At 68.1% G+C, this 16,438-nt stretch carries 15 protein-coding genes; 8 read left to right on the top strand and 7 right to left on the bottom strand.

The features are described from left to right. Window positions 1–30: 30 nt before the first annotated feature. A complete protein-coding gene (locus ABD716_RS08815; RefSeq protein ID WP_344775933.1) occupies window positions 31–2,502 on the top strand; it encodes a carbohydrate binding domain-containing protein in 2,472 nt (823 codons plus the stop codon). A 126-nt stretch (window positions 2,503–2,628) separates the two neighbouring features. Here ABD716_RS08815 and ABD716_RS08810 read toward each other — a convergent pair whose 3' ends face one another. From ABD716_RS08810 to rpsF, 6 genes are all read right to left on the bottom strand, one after another. Then, window positions 2,629–3,099 carry a nuclear transport factor 2-like protein gene (locus ABD716_RS08810; RefSeq protein WP_344775931.1) on the bottom strand — a complete coding sequence of 157 codons (471 nt, stop codon included), beginning with the start codon at window positions 3,097–3,099 and terminating at the stop codon, window positions 2,629–2,631. A 40-nt stretch (window positions 3,100–3,139) separates the two neighbouring features. Next, on the bottom strand, window positions 3,140–4,528 hold the full coding sequence (gene dnaB, locus ABD716_RS08805) for a replicative DNA helicase (RefSeq protein ID WP_344775929.1): 1,389 nt from the start codon (window positions 4,526–4,528) through the stop codon (window positions 3,140–3,142). A 451-nt stretch (window positions 4,529–4,979) separates the two neighbouring features. Next, window positions 4,980–5,432 carry a 50S ribosomal protein L9 gene (gene rplI, locus ABD716_RS08800; protein ID WP_344775927.1) on the bottom strand — a complete coding sequence of 151 codons (453 nt, stop codon included), beginning with the start codon at window positions 5,430–5,432 and terminating at the stop codon, window positions 4,980–4,982. An 11-nt stretch (window positions 5,433–5,443) separates the two neighbouring features. Further along, the gene (gene rpsR, locus ABD716_RS08795) at window positions 5,444–5,707 is read right to left on the bottom strand and encodes a 30S ribosomal protein S18 (RefSeq protein WP_120789059.1); all 264 of its coding nucleotides are present in this window, start codon (window positions 5,705–5,707) and stop codon (window positions 5,444–5,446) included. Between the two features lie 29 nt (window positions 5,708–5,736). After that, window positions 5,737–6,246 carry a single-stranded DNA-binding protein gene (locus ABD716_RS08790; protein ID WP_344775925.1) on the bottom strand — a complete coding sequence of 170 codons (510 nt, stop codon included), beginning with the start codon at window positions 6,244–6,246 and terminating at the stop codon, window positions 5,737–5,739. Between the two features lie 4 nt (window positions 6,247–6,250). Continuing rightward, complete coding sequence (rpsF, locus tag ABD716_RS08785; RefSeq protein ID WP_344775923.1) at window positions 6,251–6,619, bottom strand: 30S ribosomal protein S6; 369 nt, start codon at window positions 6,617–6,619, stop codon at window positions 6,251–6,253. Window positions 6,620–6,772: 153 nt separating this feature from the next. On the opposite strand from rpsF, the gene ABD716_RS08780 reads away from it, so the two are divergent. From ABD716_RS08780 to ABD716_RS08770, 3 genes are read left to right on the top strand one after another with little or no spacing between them, the layout of a single operon-like run. Next, window positions 6,773–7,963, top strand: a complete 1,191-nt coding sequence (locus ABD716_RS08780) for a glycosyltransferase (RefSeq protein ID WP_344775921.1) — start codon at window positions 6,773–6,775, stop codon at window positions 7,961–7,963. 9 nt (window positions 7,964–7,972) lie between these two features. Beyond that, entirely contained in the window at window positions 7,973–8,803 is an 831-nt protein-coding gene (locus ABD716_RS08775; protein WP_344775919.1) for an aldo/keto reductase, read from the top strand. Then, complete coding sequence (locus ABD716_RS08770; protein ID WP_344775917.1) at window positions 8,803–9,621, top strand: PIG-L family deacetylase; 819 nt, start codon at window positions 8,803–8,805, stop codon at window positions 9,619–9,621. The genes ABD716_RS08775 and ABD716_RS08770 overlap by 1 nt, the downstream gene beginning before the upstream one ends. Here the strand turns inward: ABD716_RS08770 and ABD716_RS08765 are convergent. Then, the gene (locus ABD716_RS08765; RefSeq protein WP_344775914.1) at window positions 9,527–10,963 is read right to left on the bottom strand and encodes a CCA tRNA nucleotidyltransferase; all 1,437 of its coding nucleotides are present in this window, start codon (window positions 10,961–10,963) and stop codon (window positions 9,527–9,529) included. The genes ABD716_RS08770 and ABD716_RS08765 overlap by 95 nt on opposite strands. 83 nt (window positions 10,964–11,046) lie before the next feature. Here ABD716_RS08765 and ABD716_RS08760 point away from each other — a divergent pair, with 83 nt between their 5' ends. The 4 genes from ABD716_RS08760 (at window position 11,047) to trxA (ending at window position 16,331) form a co-directional block, all read left to right on the top strand. Continuing rightward, window positions 11,047–13,284, top strand: coding sequence for a DUF6049 family protein (locus ABD716_RS08760; RefSeq protein ID WP_344775912.1), 2,238 nt, complete (start codon window positions 11,047–11,049; stop codon window positions 13,282–13,284). Then, on the top strand, window positions 13,277–14,890 hold the full coding sequence (murJ, locus tag ABD716_RS08755) for a murein biosynthesis integral membrane protein MurJ (RefSeq protein WP_344775910.1): 1,614 nt from the start codon (window positions 13,277–13,279) through the stop codon (window positions 14,888–14,890). Before ABD716_RS08760 ends, murJ begins: the two co-directional genes overlap by 8 nt. Before the next feature lie 71 nt (window positions 14,891–14,961). Further along, on the top strand, window positions 14,962–15,957 hold the full coding sequence (gene trxB, locus ABD716_RS08750) for a thioredoxin-disulfide reductase (protein WP_344775908.1): 996 nt from the start codon (window positions 14,962–14,964) through the stop codon (window positions 15,955–15,957). Between the two features lie 47 nt (window positions 15,958–16,004). Next, window positions 16,005–16,331: a thioredoxin gene (gene trxA / locus ABD716_RS08745; protein ID WP_344775906.1), complete on the top strand. Its 327-nt coding sequence runs from the start codon at window positions 16,005–16,007 to the stop codon at window positions 16,329–16,331. Window positions 16,332–16,438 lie beyond the last annotated feature (107 nt).

The following is a 16,438-nucleotide window of genomic DNA, read 5'->3' as shown; positions in this document are numbered from 1 at the left end:
AACGAGAAGACCACCACAGGAGGAACGCTCATGAAGACGCGCAGCCACGCCGCACGCTGGGCGAGCAGCATCGCCATCGGAGCCACGATCGCCGCCGCGGGCATCTTGGCGGCAGCGCCCGCTCAGGCGGCCACCAACCTCGTCAAGAACGGGGACTTCGAGACTGGGGCGCTCACACCGTGGACGAGCTATCCGAGCGGGTCATCACAGGTCGTCGGCCCTGATGCGGGACATGGCGACGCGCACGGCGGCACCTACTTCGCCACCGTTCCGGCGGGATCGAGCATCTCGCGCACCGTCACCGGACTCACAGCGAGCCGCTCTTACCTCGCAGTGGCCTATCTGCGTAACGACGCAGGGGCCACGGACTTCTTCATGGGCCTGCGCTACTTCGACGCGCAGCATCCGAACGTCATCGCCTCCGAGGAGAAAGTCTCCTCCAGTCAGGACTGGACACGCGTTGGTGTGGCGTTTGCGACGGACGCGTCACACAGCCAAGTCGGAGTCCTGCTGCAGAACGCGTCGGCCAGCGGCAACGGTTATGCCGACGACGTCGCCGTGATCGCGCTCTCCACGGCGAGGCTGGAGATCCAACGGGACCAGGCTGCAGCGGCGCAACTCAGCCAGTCCGGTTCCGACCCGACGAACTGGTCCGAACTGCAGTCGGCGCTCACGCAGGCCGACGAGGCGTTCTGGGATGCGGCGGCCACAGACATCCAAGTACAGGACGCCGCGATCCGATTGCATGCCGCACTCCAAGCCTTCTCTCTCGCCCCGGTCGGCGTCACCTCGCCGGGGCACACGACGTACTACGTGTCGTCGTCGACCGGTGACGACACGAATAACGGACTGACGCCGGAGACCGCGTGGAAGACAGTCGCAAAGGTGGACGCGAGCACCTTCGCCGCGGGCGACAAGATCCTCTTCAAAGGCGGCGATCAATGGCTTGGGACAACGCTGCATCCCCGCGGCAGCGGAGCTGCCGGGGATCCGATCGTGCTCGGCGCCTACGACGATGCAGGAGAGAAGCCGCTCATCGACTCCCAGAACGACGTCATCTCGATGCGCACCTACGATCTGGTCAAGCAGGACGCGAATAGCCATCTCACTCCGCTTGCCGAAGACTTCCACGCCTCCGTCTACCTCGACAACCAGCAGTACTGGACCATTCAGGATCTCGAGGTGAGCAATCACGCCCCGGGTGACACCGATCTCACCGGCGACGGAGAGTCCCGCGACGGGATCATGATCATGAACGACAACGGTGGCACTCTGCACAGCGTGCATGTCGTCGACTGCTATGTGCACGGCGTCCTCGGTAGCAAGAGCGATAAGACGTACTGGGGCAGCGCCGGCATCATCTACACGGTCATGCTGAAGGCGCCAGGTGCCACTGTGCAGTCGAACTACGACGATGTGTTGATCGAGGGAAACTACGTCGTGAACACGAACCGGCAAGGCATCGTCACGAACTCCCGCCAGAATCTGCGAGCCGACATCGACACGACCGGCGCTCTCGCGGACTCGATCGCCGCGGGCCTGTCCCCGTGGTACCCGAGTACGAACGTCGTGATCCGCGACAACTACGTGAAGGATGTCGCCGGAGACGGGATCCTCCCACAGGTGACAGACCACGCTCTCGTCGAGTACAACACGGTCGACGGATTCAACGAGCGCTCCGGCGGCGCGAGCGCTGGGATCTGGGCCTGGAATGCAGACCACACCGTCTTCCAGCTCAACGAGTCGTCCGGCGGAACGACGACCCAGGACGGGGAAGGCTACGACATCGACTATGGGCAGACCGGCACCATCTATCAGTACAACTATTCGCACGACAATGACGGCGGATTCATGCTGATCTGCTCCTCCGGGCAAGGCAGTAACACCTCTGGCCCTGGAGCGGGAGTGAAGTCGCAGAACGGGGTGGTGCGCTACAACATCAGCCAGAACGACCAGGCGCATACCTTCATGTTCAGCGGATATTCGGATGGAACGCAGATCTACAACAACACCCTGTATCAAGGACCGGGCGTGAATGCCCGGCCGATCGACTTCTGGGCGTGGGAAGGCACCTATCCCACTTCCGCCTCGTTCTACAACAACATCTTCGATCTCCAGAGCGCCGGCGCCTGGAACTTTACTGACACGGTCGCCGACGGCACGTTGAAAGATGTCTCAGACCTATTCACCTTCGACGGGAACACCATCTACGGCAGCCACACCGCCAACGAACCGGCCGACCCGGACAAGCTCACGAACGACCCCGTGCTCGTCGCTCCAGGAAGCGGCACCACGCGAACTCCCGTCGGCGGGCGGTACCTCACCCCTGATCTCACGGGATATCGCCTCCAAGCGACGTCACCAGATATCGGCACCGGCGTCGTGGTCGAACAAATGAACGGCACGACTATTGGCGGGATCGCGGCCAACGGAGGTCGCGACTACTGGGGCGACGCTGTCACGCCCGGCCAAAGGCCGAATCGGGGCGCAGACAATCGCTAGGCATGCGGTGCCGTCTCGCGATGTAGCGAACGTCCCTGAGCGAACAGTGCGCCCGGCGCGGCAGGGTACGGCTCTTTACTGCGCGGTTCGGAAGCTCGAGCGACATGCTGGCACGCCTCGGGCACCTTACGGCTTGATGACCATGCGGGAGATCCGGTCCCCGTCGACGGTGAATCGGATCGGGCTGGTGCCATTGAAGCCGTTGCCTGTCACGACGTCGGTGACGACCCATTCGCCACCGGCATCACGCGCGTCGACAACGTCGAAGTGCGCCTGCTTGCCGATGTTGTCAGTCTGGTTCCATGAGCGGGCCCCTTCGTTGTCATGGAAGACGCGGCCCCAGTCCTCGAGATAGGCGTCATCGGTGAACGACGCCACGAACGCATCGGAGTCGGCCGCATTGGTGGCGTCGAAGAAGCGCTGAATGGGGCAGGAACTGTGCTCATACATAGACGATCGCAGCCGCGGGTGACCGTATCCAGGGGCTGTCGCTCCTCGGATGCCTGCACTCCGGATCCGGTTTCCCGACGCCTCGGGCCGCGGATCTCGAACCCCGCCGGCCGCACCGTCTTCATCCCCGATCGTCGACTTCGACATGGCGCCGACATCGAGTGCCGAGGAGCGAAAGATGCTCCCGCTACATCGCCGCCATGTCGGCGAAGCGGGAGTAGGCGCCCTGGAAGGCGACCGCCACATCGCGGGTCGGGCCGTTGCGGTGCTTGGCCACGATGAGGTCGGCCTCGCCGGCGCGGGGGCTCTCGCGGTCGTAGGCGTCTTCGCGGTGCAGCAGGATCACCATGTCGGCGTCCTGCTCGATGGAGCCGGACTCACGCAGATCAGACAGGGCCGGGCGCTTGTCGGTGCGCTGCTCGGGGCCACGGTTGAGCTGCGACAGCGCGATGACCGGAACCTGCAGCTCTTTGGCGAGCAGCTTGAGCGCACGCGAGAACTCTGAGACCTCTTGCTGGCGCGACTCGACGCGCTTGCCGCTCGTCATCAGCTGCAGGTAGTCGATGACCACCATCTTGAGGCCGACGCGCTGCTTGAGGCGGCGGCACTTCGCGCGGATCTCGACCAGCGTCATGTTCGGGCTGTCGTCGATGTACAGCGGCGCATCGTTGATGCGGCCGCGCGTCGAGGCGAGCTTCGTCCAGTCGGACTGCTCGAGGCGCCCCTTGCGCAGCACGTGCAGGGGCAGCGAGCCTTCGGCCGAGAGCAGGCGCATCGCGATCTCGGCCCGGCCCATCTCGAGACTGAAGAACACCGTGGGCATGTCGTTCTTCACGGCGGCGCTGCGCGCGAAGTCGAGCGCGAGCGTCGACTTTCCCATGGCGGGGCGGGCCGCGACGACGATCATCTGGCCCGGGTGCAGACCGTTCGTGAGCTCGTCGAGCTCGGCGAAGCCCGTGGGCACGCCCGTCATGGTGCCGTCTTTGTGGCTGGCGGCGTCGATCTCGTCGCTGGCGGCGTCGATCGCGACGTTCAGCGGCACATAGTCTTCGCTGTCGTTCGTGTTGGTGAGGTCGTAGACCTCGGCCTGGGCGCGGTTGACGAGGTCGGCCACTTCGCCCTCTGCCGCATAGCCGTATTGAGCGATGCGCTCGCCGGCCGTGACCAGCCCGCGCAGCACCGCCTTCTCTGAGACGATCTGCGCATAGAAGCCGGCGTTCGCGGCCGTCGGCACCACACTCGTGAGCGTGTGCAGGTATTCCACGCCGCCCGCCCGCTGAAGCTCGCCGGTCTTGATCAGCTCGTCGGTCACCGCGACGACATCGGTCGGCTCGCCGTGCGAATAGAGCCGAAGCACCGCCTCGTAGATGACCTCGTGCTTCGGCAGGTAGAAGTCCTTGCTGCGCACGACCTCGACGACGTCGGCCACCGCGTCTTTGCTGAGCAGCATGCCGCCGAGGGTGCTCTGCTCTGCCAGCTCGTCGTAGGGAGGAGTGCGGGCACCGGGGTACCCGCCCGACTCACCCCCGCGGCCACCGCGGTCGTCGCGACGCTCGTCCAAGTGTGCGATCGACAAGCCGTCTCCTTTGCATTTTCGGCGCGCTGAACTGTCTGGCCGTCACTCTTGTGGCAACCACCGACATCGGGGCGAGCGAAGGTGCGGGGAATCTCTGCGGCACCGTGTGCTCGCCCCCGCCTCAACGCGGCTCTGGCCACCCTAGGGAAGCCCTGGTGCCGATTCAAGACGGCCTGTGGATAAGGCTGGGGACGAGGAGTGCGAAACGCCGTGCACCATGTGGACGACCGCTGTGGAAAACTGTGGACGGGGAAAAGTCTTGGAGCCGCAATTCGCACCTGACCAGGGATTTCGAATTCCCCACCCTGTGTGTAGAAAGTTGTTTAGAGTGCCGGTCGAGGGTTTGCATTTCGGGCGTGTTGCCTGTGCACAAGGCTGTTGAAAACGGCCCCATAAATGGCGATAGCGGCGGGACGGATCCCGCCGCTATCGGCAATAGTGCACCTTGCGGTTACTTGGCCGCAACCACCTTCAGGGTGATCGTGGCGACGATGTCGTCACGCAGCTTCACAATGGCCTCGTGAGTGCCGGTGCTCTTGATCGGGGCGACCAGCTCGACGCGGCGCTTGTCGACCGCGCCGATGCCCGCCGCCTCGACCGCCGCGGCGATGTCGCCCGGCTTCACCGAGCCGAACAGACGGCCCTCGGCGCCCGCCTTGACGGTGAGCGTCACGACGTTGGCCTTGAGCTTCGCGGCGAGGTCCTGCGCCTCTTCGATGCTCGCGTGCTCGCGAGCCGCACGGGCGGCCTTGATGGCCTCGACCTGCTTCTCGCCGCCGCGGGTCCACGGGGTGGCGAAACCCTGCGGCACGAGGTAGTTGCGGGCGTAGCCGTTCTTGACCTCGACGACGTCACCGGCCGAACCGAGACCGGACACTTCGTGGGTGAGGATGACCTTAGACATGGGTTTCCTCCTTAGCGGCCGGCGCCGGCGTAGGGGAGCAGTGCCATCTCACGGGCGTTCTTGATCGCCTTCGCGATCAGACGCTGCTCCTGAACCGACACGCCGGTGATGCGGCGGGCGCGGATCTTGCCGCGCTCAGAGATGAACTTGCGCAGGGTTGCGACGTCCTTGTAGTCGATGACACCGACGGTCACGGACTTCGCCGGGGCGGCGTTCTTGCCGTCCTTACCCTTGCGGATCGGCTTGCGGCGGTCGCCGCTCGACTTTCCAGCCATGAGTGAATTCCTTAGTTGATGAAGAGTGTTTAGAAGGGCGTGTCGTCGCTGTAGCCGCCCGGGGCCGACCACGGGTCGTTCGACGGGGCGTCGACCGGGGCCGCGGGAGCCCACGGCTCCTCTGCTCCGCCGCCGTTGCCGCCGAAGTTCGAACCGCCGCGGGGGCCGCCCGACGACTGCGCCCGCGTCACCGACGCGGTCGCGTAACGCAGCGAAGGACCGATCTCGTCGACCTCGAGCTCGATGGAGACTCGGTTGTTGCCGTCACGGTCCTGGTAGTTGCGCTGCTTGAGACGCCCGGTAGCGATGACCCGGGAACCCTTGGTCAGTGAACCCGCGACGTGCTCGGCGAACTCGCGCCAGACGCTCGCGCGCAGGAACAGCGCCTCACCGTCCTTCCACTCGTTGCTCGCTCGGTCGAACGTGCGGGGCGTGGAAGCGATGGTGAAGTTGGCGACCGCCAGACCGTTCTGCGTGTAGCGCAGCTCGGGGTCGCTGGTCAGGTTGCCGACCACGGTGATGATGGTCTCGCCGGCCATGGGACTAGGCGCCGACCTTCTCGGCGGCCGGGGTCTTGGCGGCCTTCGCGGCCTTGGCGGCCTCGACCTTGGCGACACGGGCCACGGCCTCTTCGGCGCGCAGGACCTTGGTGCGCAGAACGGCCTCGGACAGCTTCAGCTGGCGGTCGAGCTCTGCCGTGGCCTCGGGGGTCGCGTGGAAGTCGACGACGGCGTAGATGCCCTCGGCGCGCTTCTTGATCTCGTAGGCGAGACGGCGACGGCCCCAGACGTCGACCTTGTCGATCGTCCCGTTGTCGTTACGAACGACGTTGAGGAACTTGTCAAGGCTGGGAGCAACGGTGCGCTCATCGATCTCGGGATCGAGGATGACCATCAACTCGTACTGATGCATGACTAACCCACCTCCTCTGGACTCGAACGGCTGCAGTCTTTCTGCAGCAGGAGGGTATGTGCATCGTGTGGCGACCTCGCGGAAGAAGCCCGGAGGGCAGACCACAACCTGAATAGGATACCGGACGGAGGGTTGCGGGTGCGAATCGGTCTGGTGTCACTGCACACCTCACCCCTCGACACCCCCGGGCGCGGCGACGCGGGCGGCATGAACGTCGTCGTGCGGGCTCTCGCCGATGAGCTCGCGCTCGCGGGCCATCGCGTCGAAGTCCTGACCCGCGCGGCATCCGTCGCCGATCACGGGCGCATCGAAACGCTCGAATCCGGCGCACGCGTCCGCTTCCTCACCGCGGGCGAACCGTGCCCGCTCGCGAAGAGCGAGCTGCCCCGGGTCACCGATGAGTTCGCGCGGATGCTGCGCGAGCAGCCCCGCTTCGACGTGCTCCATTCGCACTACTGGCTCTCGGGCCGTGCGGCGCTGCCCGTTGCGCGCGACACGGGCGCGGCGCACGTGCTCAGCCTGCACACTCTCGCGGTCGTCAAGAACGCGCGGCTCGCGCCCGGCGACACGCCCGAGCCGCGTGAGCGGATCGATGCAGAGCGGATGCTGGCGTGCCGCTCCGAGGCCGTGATCGCCTCGACGCGCAGCGAGCGCGACGCGGTGATCGCGGCGTACGGCGCATCCCCACGCGCGGTCGAGGTGGTCACGCCCGGCGTCGACACCGGCACCTTCCGGCCGGCGCCCCGATCGCCGCTGCGCGACGAGTCGACCCCCAGTGCCGACAGACCGACACTCCTCGTCGTGGGGCGAATCCAGCCGCTCAAGGGCCAGGACCTCGCCATCCGCGCCCTCAGCCGCCTCGCACCCGGCATCCGGCCCCGACTGCTCATCGCGGGCGACGTGAGCGGCGCGGGGAACGAGCGCTACCGTGCCGAGCTCGAGCGGCTGATCGCCGAGCGCGGGCTGGTGGGCGACGTCGAGTTCGTGGGCGCTCTGGCGCGTCGCGAACTCGCGGCGCTCATCGCACGCAGCACCCTCGTGCTCGTGCCGAGCCGCTCGGAGACCTACGGCCTCGTCACGCTCGAGGCGGCGGCGTGCGGGGTCCCGGTCGTGGCCGCGGCGGCGCCCGGGCTCATCGATTCCGTGCGCGCCGGCGCCACCGGGGTGCTCGTTCCCGGGCGGGACGAGCGCACGTGGGCGGCCGCCATCGAGCGACTGCTGAGGGACCCCGCGCGTCGGGCGGTGATGGCGCAGGCATCCCTCGCACACGCACGCGCGCACACGTGGAGGGCGGCGGCGGCCCGTCTGGCAACCCTCTACGAGCGCCTTGCGCGCGCGAATTAGTTTGGAAGCATGACCGCTTCCACTTCTGTCCCTTCCGTGGCACTGAACGACGGCACGTCCATTCCGCAGCTCGGCTTCGGCGTCTTCCGGGTCGACCCGGCTGAGACGGCGCGCATCGTCAGCGACGCGCTCGAGGTCGGCTACCGGCACATCGACACCGCTGCGATGTATCGCAACGAAGACGGTGTGGGCCGCGCGATCGCCGAGAGCGGCATCGCGCGCGACGAGCTGTTCGTGACGACGAAGTTCCCGAACAACGGCTCGAGCAGCGCCGCCGATGCCCTGCGGCACAGCCTCGACCAGCTCGGCCTCGAGCGCGTCGACCTCTACCTCATCCACTGGCCGCGGCCGCGGCTCGGCACCGCCCTGTCGGCCTGGCAGGAGCTCATCGAGCTGCAGCGCGAGGGGCTCGCCACGTCGATCGGCGTCTCGAACTACCGCATCGAGGACCTCGAGCAAATCATCGCAGAGACCGGCGTCACGCCCGCCGTCAACCAGATCGAGCTGCACGTCGAGTTCCAGCAGCGCGAGCTCGCGGAATACCACGCTGCGCATGGCATCGCGACCGAGTCGTGGTACCCGCTCGGCGGCGGCGAGATCTCCTCGGCGCCCGCCCTGCTCGAAGTGGCGAAGGCGCACGGCGTGACGCCGGCGCAAGCGATTCTTCGGTGGCAGCTGCAGACGGGCAACATCGTGATCCCGAAGTCGAATCGCCGCGAGCGCATGGCCGAGAACCTCGACGTCTTCGGCTTCGAGCTGAGCGACGTCGAGCTGCGTGCCCTCGCCGCCGTCGACCGCGGTGCCGCCGGCCGGCGCGGTGGCGACCCGAACGAGCTGTAGTGGCCCTTCCCCCTCTGTTCGCCCGGGTGCGGCGCGCACTGTTCCTTCACGCCCACCCCGACGACGAGTCGCTGTCGACCGGCGGACTCATCGCCGCCCTGGGGGATGCCGGAGCCGCGGTTCGCGTCGTGACGTGCACCAGGGGCGAGCGCGGTGAAGTCGTGCCCGGCCCGCTCTCGTGGCTCGAGGGCACGCCCGAGCTCGCCGACCACCGGGTCGGCGAGCTCACCCGCGCGCTGTACGAGCTCGGGGCCGGCACGCCCTGCTTCCTCGGCGAGCCGCGCGCTCGCGCGCTCTACCGGGGTCCGGACTTCCGGTACCTCGACTCGGGGATGAGCTGGGGCGAAGACGGGCGGGCGCAGCCTGCCCCGGACGCGCCGGCGGGCACCTTTGCCGGCAGTCCGGCGGCGCGAGCGGACGCGATCGCCGCCGCGAAGCGCTTCCGGCCCGACGTCGTCGTGAGCTACGACTCGGGCGGGGGCTATGGCCACCCCGACCATCGCTGGGCGCACGAGGTCGCGCGGGACGCGGCGGCGGCCGTCGGGGTGCCGTTCATCGAGGTCGTCCCGGCCGAGGCATCCGATGCGGTGGACGTCGCGATCGACCTCGCGGCCAAGCGCCGCGCACTCGCCGCCCATGCGAGCCAGCTGACGCTGACGGCCGACGGCTTCGTGCTCTCCGGCGGCCAGCACCACGTGCTCGAGCCGGTCGAGCGCTACCGGCTCAGCCCTGCGCCTGCTGCTCGGCCCACCACGCCGCGAGGCGTGCCGTGGCCTCCTCAGCGCCGAGCGGCCCCTCGTCGAGGCGCAGCTCCATGAGGAACTTCATGGCGCGGCCCACGTCGGGACCGGGCCGCAGGCCCAGCAGCGACATGACCTCGTCGCCGTTGAGATCGGGACGGATCGCGTCGATCTCCTCCTGCTGCTTGAGCTGCGCGATGCGCGCCTCGAGGTCGTCGTAGGCGAAGCCGAGGCGGTCGGCCTTCCGGCGGTTGCGCGTCGTCACGTCGCTGCGCGTCAGGATGTGCAGGCGCTCGAGCTGGTCGCCCGCGTCGCGGACGTAGCGGCGCACTGCCGAGTCCGTCCACTCGCCATCGGTGTAGCCGAAGAAGCGCAGGTGCAGTTCGATGAGGCGCGCCACCGCGTCGACGGTGTCGTTGTCGAAGCGCAGCGCGCGCAGCCGCTTGCGGGCGAGCCGTGCGCCGACGAGGTCGTGGTTGTAGAAGCTGACCGCGCCGCCCGGCTCGAGCTTGCGGGTCGCGGGCTTGCCGATGTCGTGCAGCAGCGCCGCGAGGCGCAGCGTCACGTCGGGCGCGGCGCCCGGGTGACGCGAGTGCTCGTAGCCGATGGCCTGATCGAGCACCGTCAGCGAGTGCTCGTAGACGTCCTTATGGCGGTGCTCTGCGTCGATCTGGAGCTGGAGCGCCGGCAGCTCGGGGAGCACCAGCTCCGCAAGGCCCGTGTGCACCATGAGCTCGAGCCCCGGGCGGGGGGTGTCGGATGCCAGCATCTTGACCAGCTCGTCGCGAATCCGCTCGGCGCTGACGATCTTGAGCGTCTCGCGCATGCCGCTCATGGCATCCATCGTCTCCGCGGCCACCTCGAAGCCGAGCTGGGCGGCGAAGCGCGCCGCCCGCAGCATGCGCAGGGGATCGTCGCCGAACGACACCGCTGCGTCGACCGGGGTGCGCAGCAGGCGGCCCATCAGGTCCTCGACGCCGCCTGACGGGTCGACGAGCTTGATCTCGGGAACGCGCAAGGCCAGCGCGTTGACGGTGAAGTCGCGGCGCACGAGGTCGGCCTCGAGGGTGTCGCCGAATTCGACCACCGGCTTGCGCGTCTCGCCGTCATAGCTGTCGGCTCGATAGGTCGTGATCTCGACGGTCTCGCGATCGACCCGTGCGGCGATGGTGCCGAAGGCCCGGCCGACATCCCAGGTGGCTTCGGCGAGCGGCGCGACGATCTTGAGGATGTCGTCGGGGCGCGCATTCGACGCGAAATCGAGGTCATGCACGGGCCGGCCCAGCAGAGCGTCGCGCACGGGGCCGCCGACGAGAGCGAGCTCGAAGCCCGCGGCCTGGAACGCCTGGGCCAGCTTCGAGACCACGGGGGACTCGGCGAGGGTTCGCAAGCGTGAAAGGGAATCGGCCACGCTCTGCATGCGGGGAATTCTACCGAGGCGGCTTCCGGCGCCTCGGGCCGGGTCACAGGGTCGCCTTCTCTGCCGCCCATAAACTGACCTGCATGCCAGAGAAGGAGGGTGCTGTGCGCCGACGCGCGCCTCGAAGCCTTCTCGGCGTCACTCTTGCGCTCGTGGGCGCGATCGGCGCGATCACGCTGGGTTCGGTGGCCGTGCCGGCGCCCGCGGCGCACGCCGCGCACCGTGACGCCCCGGCCGGCAAGCCCACGGTCGAAGTCTTCGCCTCGGGCGGCGGCGTCGTCAGAGACGGCGCCGATGTTCAGGTGTCGGTGGTCATCGCCAACCCCAGCACCGAGGCCGTCCCAGCCGGGCACGTCTCCGTAGCCGTCACGACCTCAGCGATTCCCTCGACGGCCTCGCTCAGCGACTTCACGAAGAGCCCCGGCGGCCGCGCGTCGCGCAGCCTCGGCTCGGCGAGCACCGCTGCGGTGCCCGCCGGCGGCTCACAGGTCGTCGCTCGCCTGACCGTGCCGGCCGACACGCTGAACCTGCCCCAGAGCGCGCCCGGCGTGTTCGGGCTGAGCGCGAGTGTGACCACCTCCGACGGTCCGCTCGGCGCCGGCACCGGCACCCTGGTCGTCCCCGACTCGACCCCGACGCGGGTCGGCGTGGCAGCGATCATGCCGATCACCGTGCCGGCGACCGGCGCCGGCCTGATCTCGTCGACCGACCTCGCCACCTACACCGCCTCCGACGGCGTTCTTTCCCGCGAGCTGACGATCGCGCAGCAGAACCCCGAGCTGACGGTGGGGATCGACCCCATGATCCTGGTCTCCATCCGCGCGCTGGGGCAGAGCGCTCCCGCGAGCGCGCGCGAGTGGCTGACGAGCCTCGCCGATCTGGGGAATCCGAGCTTCGCCCTGCAGTACGGCGATGCGGACCCGGTGCTCCAGCTGCAAGCCGGGCTGTCGGCCCCACTTCAGCCGAGCGATTTCAGCTACGCCATGTCGCCCGGCGACTTCAATGCGCCGCTGACCGTGGGCGAGCCCACCTCGACCCCGAGTCCGACCCCGACGCCGACCTCGTCGCCGACGACGAGCACGCGTCTGCCGTCGCTCGCCGAGCTCGTCGGCTTCACATATTCCCTCGACGGCATAGCTTGGCCGGCCTCGGGCACGGTGCGGGCTGCCGATGTCGAGAAGCTGAGCGCGGCAAAGCTCACGACGACCATCGTGAGCTCGAGCAACACCAATGCGACGTCGCTCAGCCAGACGCCCGGTGCCGCCCTGTCGACCGATCACGGCGACCTTCTGGTGACCGACGATGCCCTGAGCACAGCGCTTCAGGCGGCCGCCACCGCAACCGACGCGGCCGACGCCAACGTCGCTTCGGCGGCCCTGAACGCACAGCTGGCACTCGCAGCCGAGAACGCCTCGAGCGGCACCGTGGTGCTGGCGTCGCTCGCGCGCTCCCTGCCGACGGACACCGCGCGCGCGACCGCCGCGCTCTCGTCGGCCTTCGACTCCGAGTTCAGCCACCCCGCGACCCTCGACCAGGCGATGTCGTCGACTCCCACTCAGGGCCTCGCCCTGGTCGACCATCAGAACACCAACGACCGTCTGCAGAGCGCCCGCGACCTGCTCGACCTCGCTGGCGAGCACCGCGCAGGAGGAACGCCGCCGAGCGACAACATCGCCACCTTTGCGAGCGTGCTCACCACGCCCGCCCTGCTGACCGGCGACGTGCGTGCGCGTCTTCTCGACCTGTTCTCGGTCGGCTGGGTCGGCTCCGACAATTGGCCCGCGGCCGTCAAGAAGCAGATCGACTCGATGCACTCCACCGTCGCCGCGGTGCAGATCGTCTCGCCCGGCTCCATTCGCCAGGCATCCCGCCAGGCCCTCATCCCCATCACCGTGACGAACAAGCTCGATCACGCCGTCGATGTGGTGCTGCGCGCCACCCCGTCGTCGTACCGGCTCACGGTCGACTCCGACACGACGAAGACCATCGCGCCGGGCTCCAGCGCGAAGGTCCTCGTGCCGGTCAAATCGCAGCTGAGCAACGGCACCGTCTATCTCGGGCTGCAGCTCTTCAGCAGCACGGGCGTCGCGATCGGCGAGTCGCGCACCGCCGAGATCGACGTGCACGCCGATTGGGAGGGCGTCGGCGCCTTGATCTTCGGCATCATCGTGGCCGGGTTCTTCGGCTTCGGGCTCTTCCGCACGATCCAGCGCCGCCGCCGTGAGAAGGCGGAGGCCGAGGCAGGGGCGGCTGCTGAGTCCGACGCCGAGTCCGATGCCGCCGAGGCGGGCGACACCCCGGGCGGAGCCCCCCGTGGCTAGCCTCGGCCGCGCGACAGCGTTGCTCGCGAGCGGCACGCTGGTCTCGCGCGTGCTCGGCTTCGGCCGGCAATGGATGCTGGTGCAGGCGCTCGGCACCGTCGGATTCGTCACCGACGCCTTCAGCACCGCCAACAACGTTCCGAACACGATCTTCGCGATCATCAGCCAGGGGCTGCTCAACGCCGTTCTGATCCCGCAGCTGGTGCGCGCAGCGAATCACAAGGACGGCGGCCAGGCGTACATCAACAAGCTGGTCACGCTCGGCATCCTGGTCTTCGGCGCGATCACGGTCGTCGCGACTCTGCTCGCGCCGCAGCTGATCTTCGCCTACAACATCCACGGTGCGAAGGCGACGCTCGCGACCGCGTTCGCGTACTGGTCGCTGCCGCAGATCTTCTTCTACGGCCTCTACACCCTGCTCGGCGAGGTGCTCAACGCGCGGAAGTCGTTCGGCCCCTTCACCTGGGCGCCCGTGCTCAACAACGTGGTCTCGATCGCGTCGCTGATCGTCTTCATCGCCGTCTACGGCCCGGGCGGCCTCCCCGGCGTCGCCGATTGGTCGCCCCTCGCCGTGTTCATCGTGGCCGGCGGCGCGACGCTCGGCATCGCCGCGCAGGCGCTCATCCTCACCCTGTTCTGGCGCCGCGTGGGCTTGCGCTTCCGCTTCGACTTCGCCTGGCGGGGGATGGGGCTTCGCTCGGTGGGGACCGCGGCGGGCTGGACCTTCGCCATGCTCCTGTGCACGCAGGTCGCCGGATGGTTCGAGACGGTCGTCGCGAACTCGGCTTCCGGCCATCACCGCGCCGGGGTGACCGTGATGACGACGACGTGGCTGCTGTTCATGCTGCCGTACTCGATCATCGCCGTCTCGATCGTCACGGCCTACTTCACGCGGATGTCCGAGCACGCACGCGACAACGACATGGAGTCGTTCAAGGCCGACTACTCGCAGTCCGTGCGCGCGATCGTCCTGAGCGTCTCGGTGTGCGCGGCGGTGCTGATCGTCACCGCGATCCCGGTCGCCCGCATCTTCAGCAACGATCTGCGCGCGATCAACTCGTTCGCCTACGTGCTCATGGCCTTCGTCGTCGGACTCGTGCCCTTCGTCATCGGCTTCGTCACCCTCCGCGCCTTCTATTCGCTGGGCGACACCCGCTCGCCGTTCCTCTACACGCTCGTGCAGTCACTGATCGTGGTGGCGGGGCTCTTCGTCTGCTTCACGCTTCCGCTCGAGGCGCGCGTCTTCGGGATCGCCCTCACCGTGTCGATCGCGGGAACGGTGCAGACCGCGCTCGCGATGCTGGCGCTGCGCCGCCGCCTCCACGGCCTCGAGTTCGGCCGCGTGTTCAGCGCCGTGCTGCAGGGCTTCGCAGCCGCAGCGGTCGCGACGATCGTCGGCTTCGGGGTCCTCGTCGCGTTCGTGGAAGTCGGGCCGCCGCGGTTCATCACGGCCTCGTTCGGCAGCGCCGTCATCACCAGCGTGGTGGTCGCCATCGTCATGCTCGCGGTGTATGTCGCACTGCTGCGCGCGTTCCGCACCCCCGAGCTGCTGACCGCCATCGCCGGCATCCGGCGCCGTCTGGGTCGTTCACAGACAGCGGAATAACTCCACCTACTATGTGTTCTACCTTCCAGCGCCTGCGTCTTCCGCGGGTGCGCAACGTCAGGGAGTACTGAGTGACTGAGAACGGCGTCCGCGACGTCATCATCATCGGGTCCGGTCCCGCCGGTTACACCTCCGCGATCTACGCGGCCCGTGCCGAGCTGAACCCGCTCGTCATCGCCTCGAGCGTCGAGGCGGGCGGCGAGCTGACGAAGACCACCGAGGTCGAGAACTTCCCCGGCTTCCCCGAGGGGGTCATGGGTCCCGACCTCATGATCAAGATGCAGCAGCAGGCCGAGCGCTTCGGCGCAGAGGTCGTCTACGACGACGTGGTGGCCGTCGAGCTGCTCGGCGAGACCAAGCGCGTCGTGCTGGGATCCGGCCAGACGCACGAGGCGCGCAGCGTCATCGTCGCGACGGGCTCGGCCTATCGCCGTCTCGGTCTCGAAGACGAGGACCGCCTGTCCGGCCACGGCGTCTCGTGGTGCGCCACCTGCGACGGCTTCTTCTTCCGTCAGAAGAACATCGCCGTCGTCGGCGGCGGCGACTCCGCCATGGAAGAGGCGACCTTCCTCACCCGCTTCGCCGACAAGGTGACGGTCATCCACCGCAAGGACACCCTGCGCGCCTCGCGCATCATGCAGGAGCGCGCATTCGCGAACGAGAAGATCGAGTTCGCGTGGAATAAAGAGGTCGTCGGCATTTCGGGCACGGATGCCGTGACCGGCGTCACCCTGCGCGACACGGTCGACGGCACCGAGAGTGAGCTCGCCCTCGACGGCCTGTTCATCGCGATCGGGAACGACCCCCGCGTGCACCTGTTCCACGGCCAGCTCGAGCTGACCGCCGCCGGCACGATCGCCGTCGACGGGCGCTCGTCGCGCACCAGCGTCCCCGGCGTGTTCGCCGCGGGCGACGTGATCGACCCGACCTATCGTCAGGCCGTCACGGCCGCCGCGTCCGGAACAGTCGCGGCGCTCGACGCCGAGCACTACCTCGCCGAGCTCGACCAGGCGGCAGAGTCCGTCGACGCCGTGCTCGAGCCCGCGGGCGGCGTCGCGTCCGCCTAGTGCGGGCGCCGTGTGCACGAAAAGACCACCCCAAAGGAGATATGAGAATGTCCGCTGCTAAGGCTGTGACCGACGCCTCGTTCGAGGCCGACGTCCTGAACTCCGACAAGACCATCCTGGTCGACTTCTGGGCAGAGTGGTGCGGCCCGTGTCGTGCGGTCTCGCCGATCCTCGACCAGATCGCGTCCGAGCACGCCGACAAGATCGAGATCGTGAAGCTCAACGTCGACGAGAACCCGGCGACCGCCGCGAAGTACCAGATCACCTCGATCCCGGCGATGAAGGTCTACCAGGGCGGCGAGGTCAAGAAGACCGTCATCGGCGCCAAGCCGAAGCCGGCCCTCGAGCACGACCTGGCCGAGTTCCTCGCGTAAGGACTTCTGAGCGAGGCTTTCGGGCCCCTGCTCACCGAGCCAATCGGGCATGAATGGCCCCGTTCCACACGGAACGGGGCCATTTTCCGTGTCCGTGGCGACACGCG

This window comes from Gryllotalpicola kribbensis, from assembly GCF_039538245.1.
GTDB classification, from domain to species: Bacteria; Actinomycetota; Actinomycetes; order Actinomycetales; family Microbacteriaceae; genus Gryllotalpicola; species Gryllotalpicola kribbensis.
The sequence above is the reverse complement of the archived record's forward strand: the minus strand, read 5'-3'. Positions and strand labels throughout refer to the sequence as shown.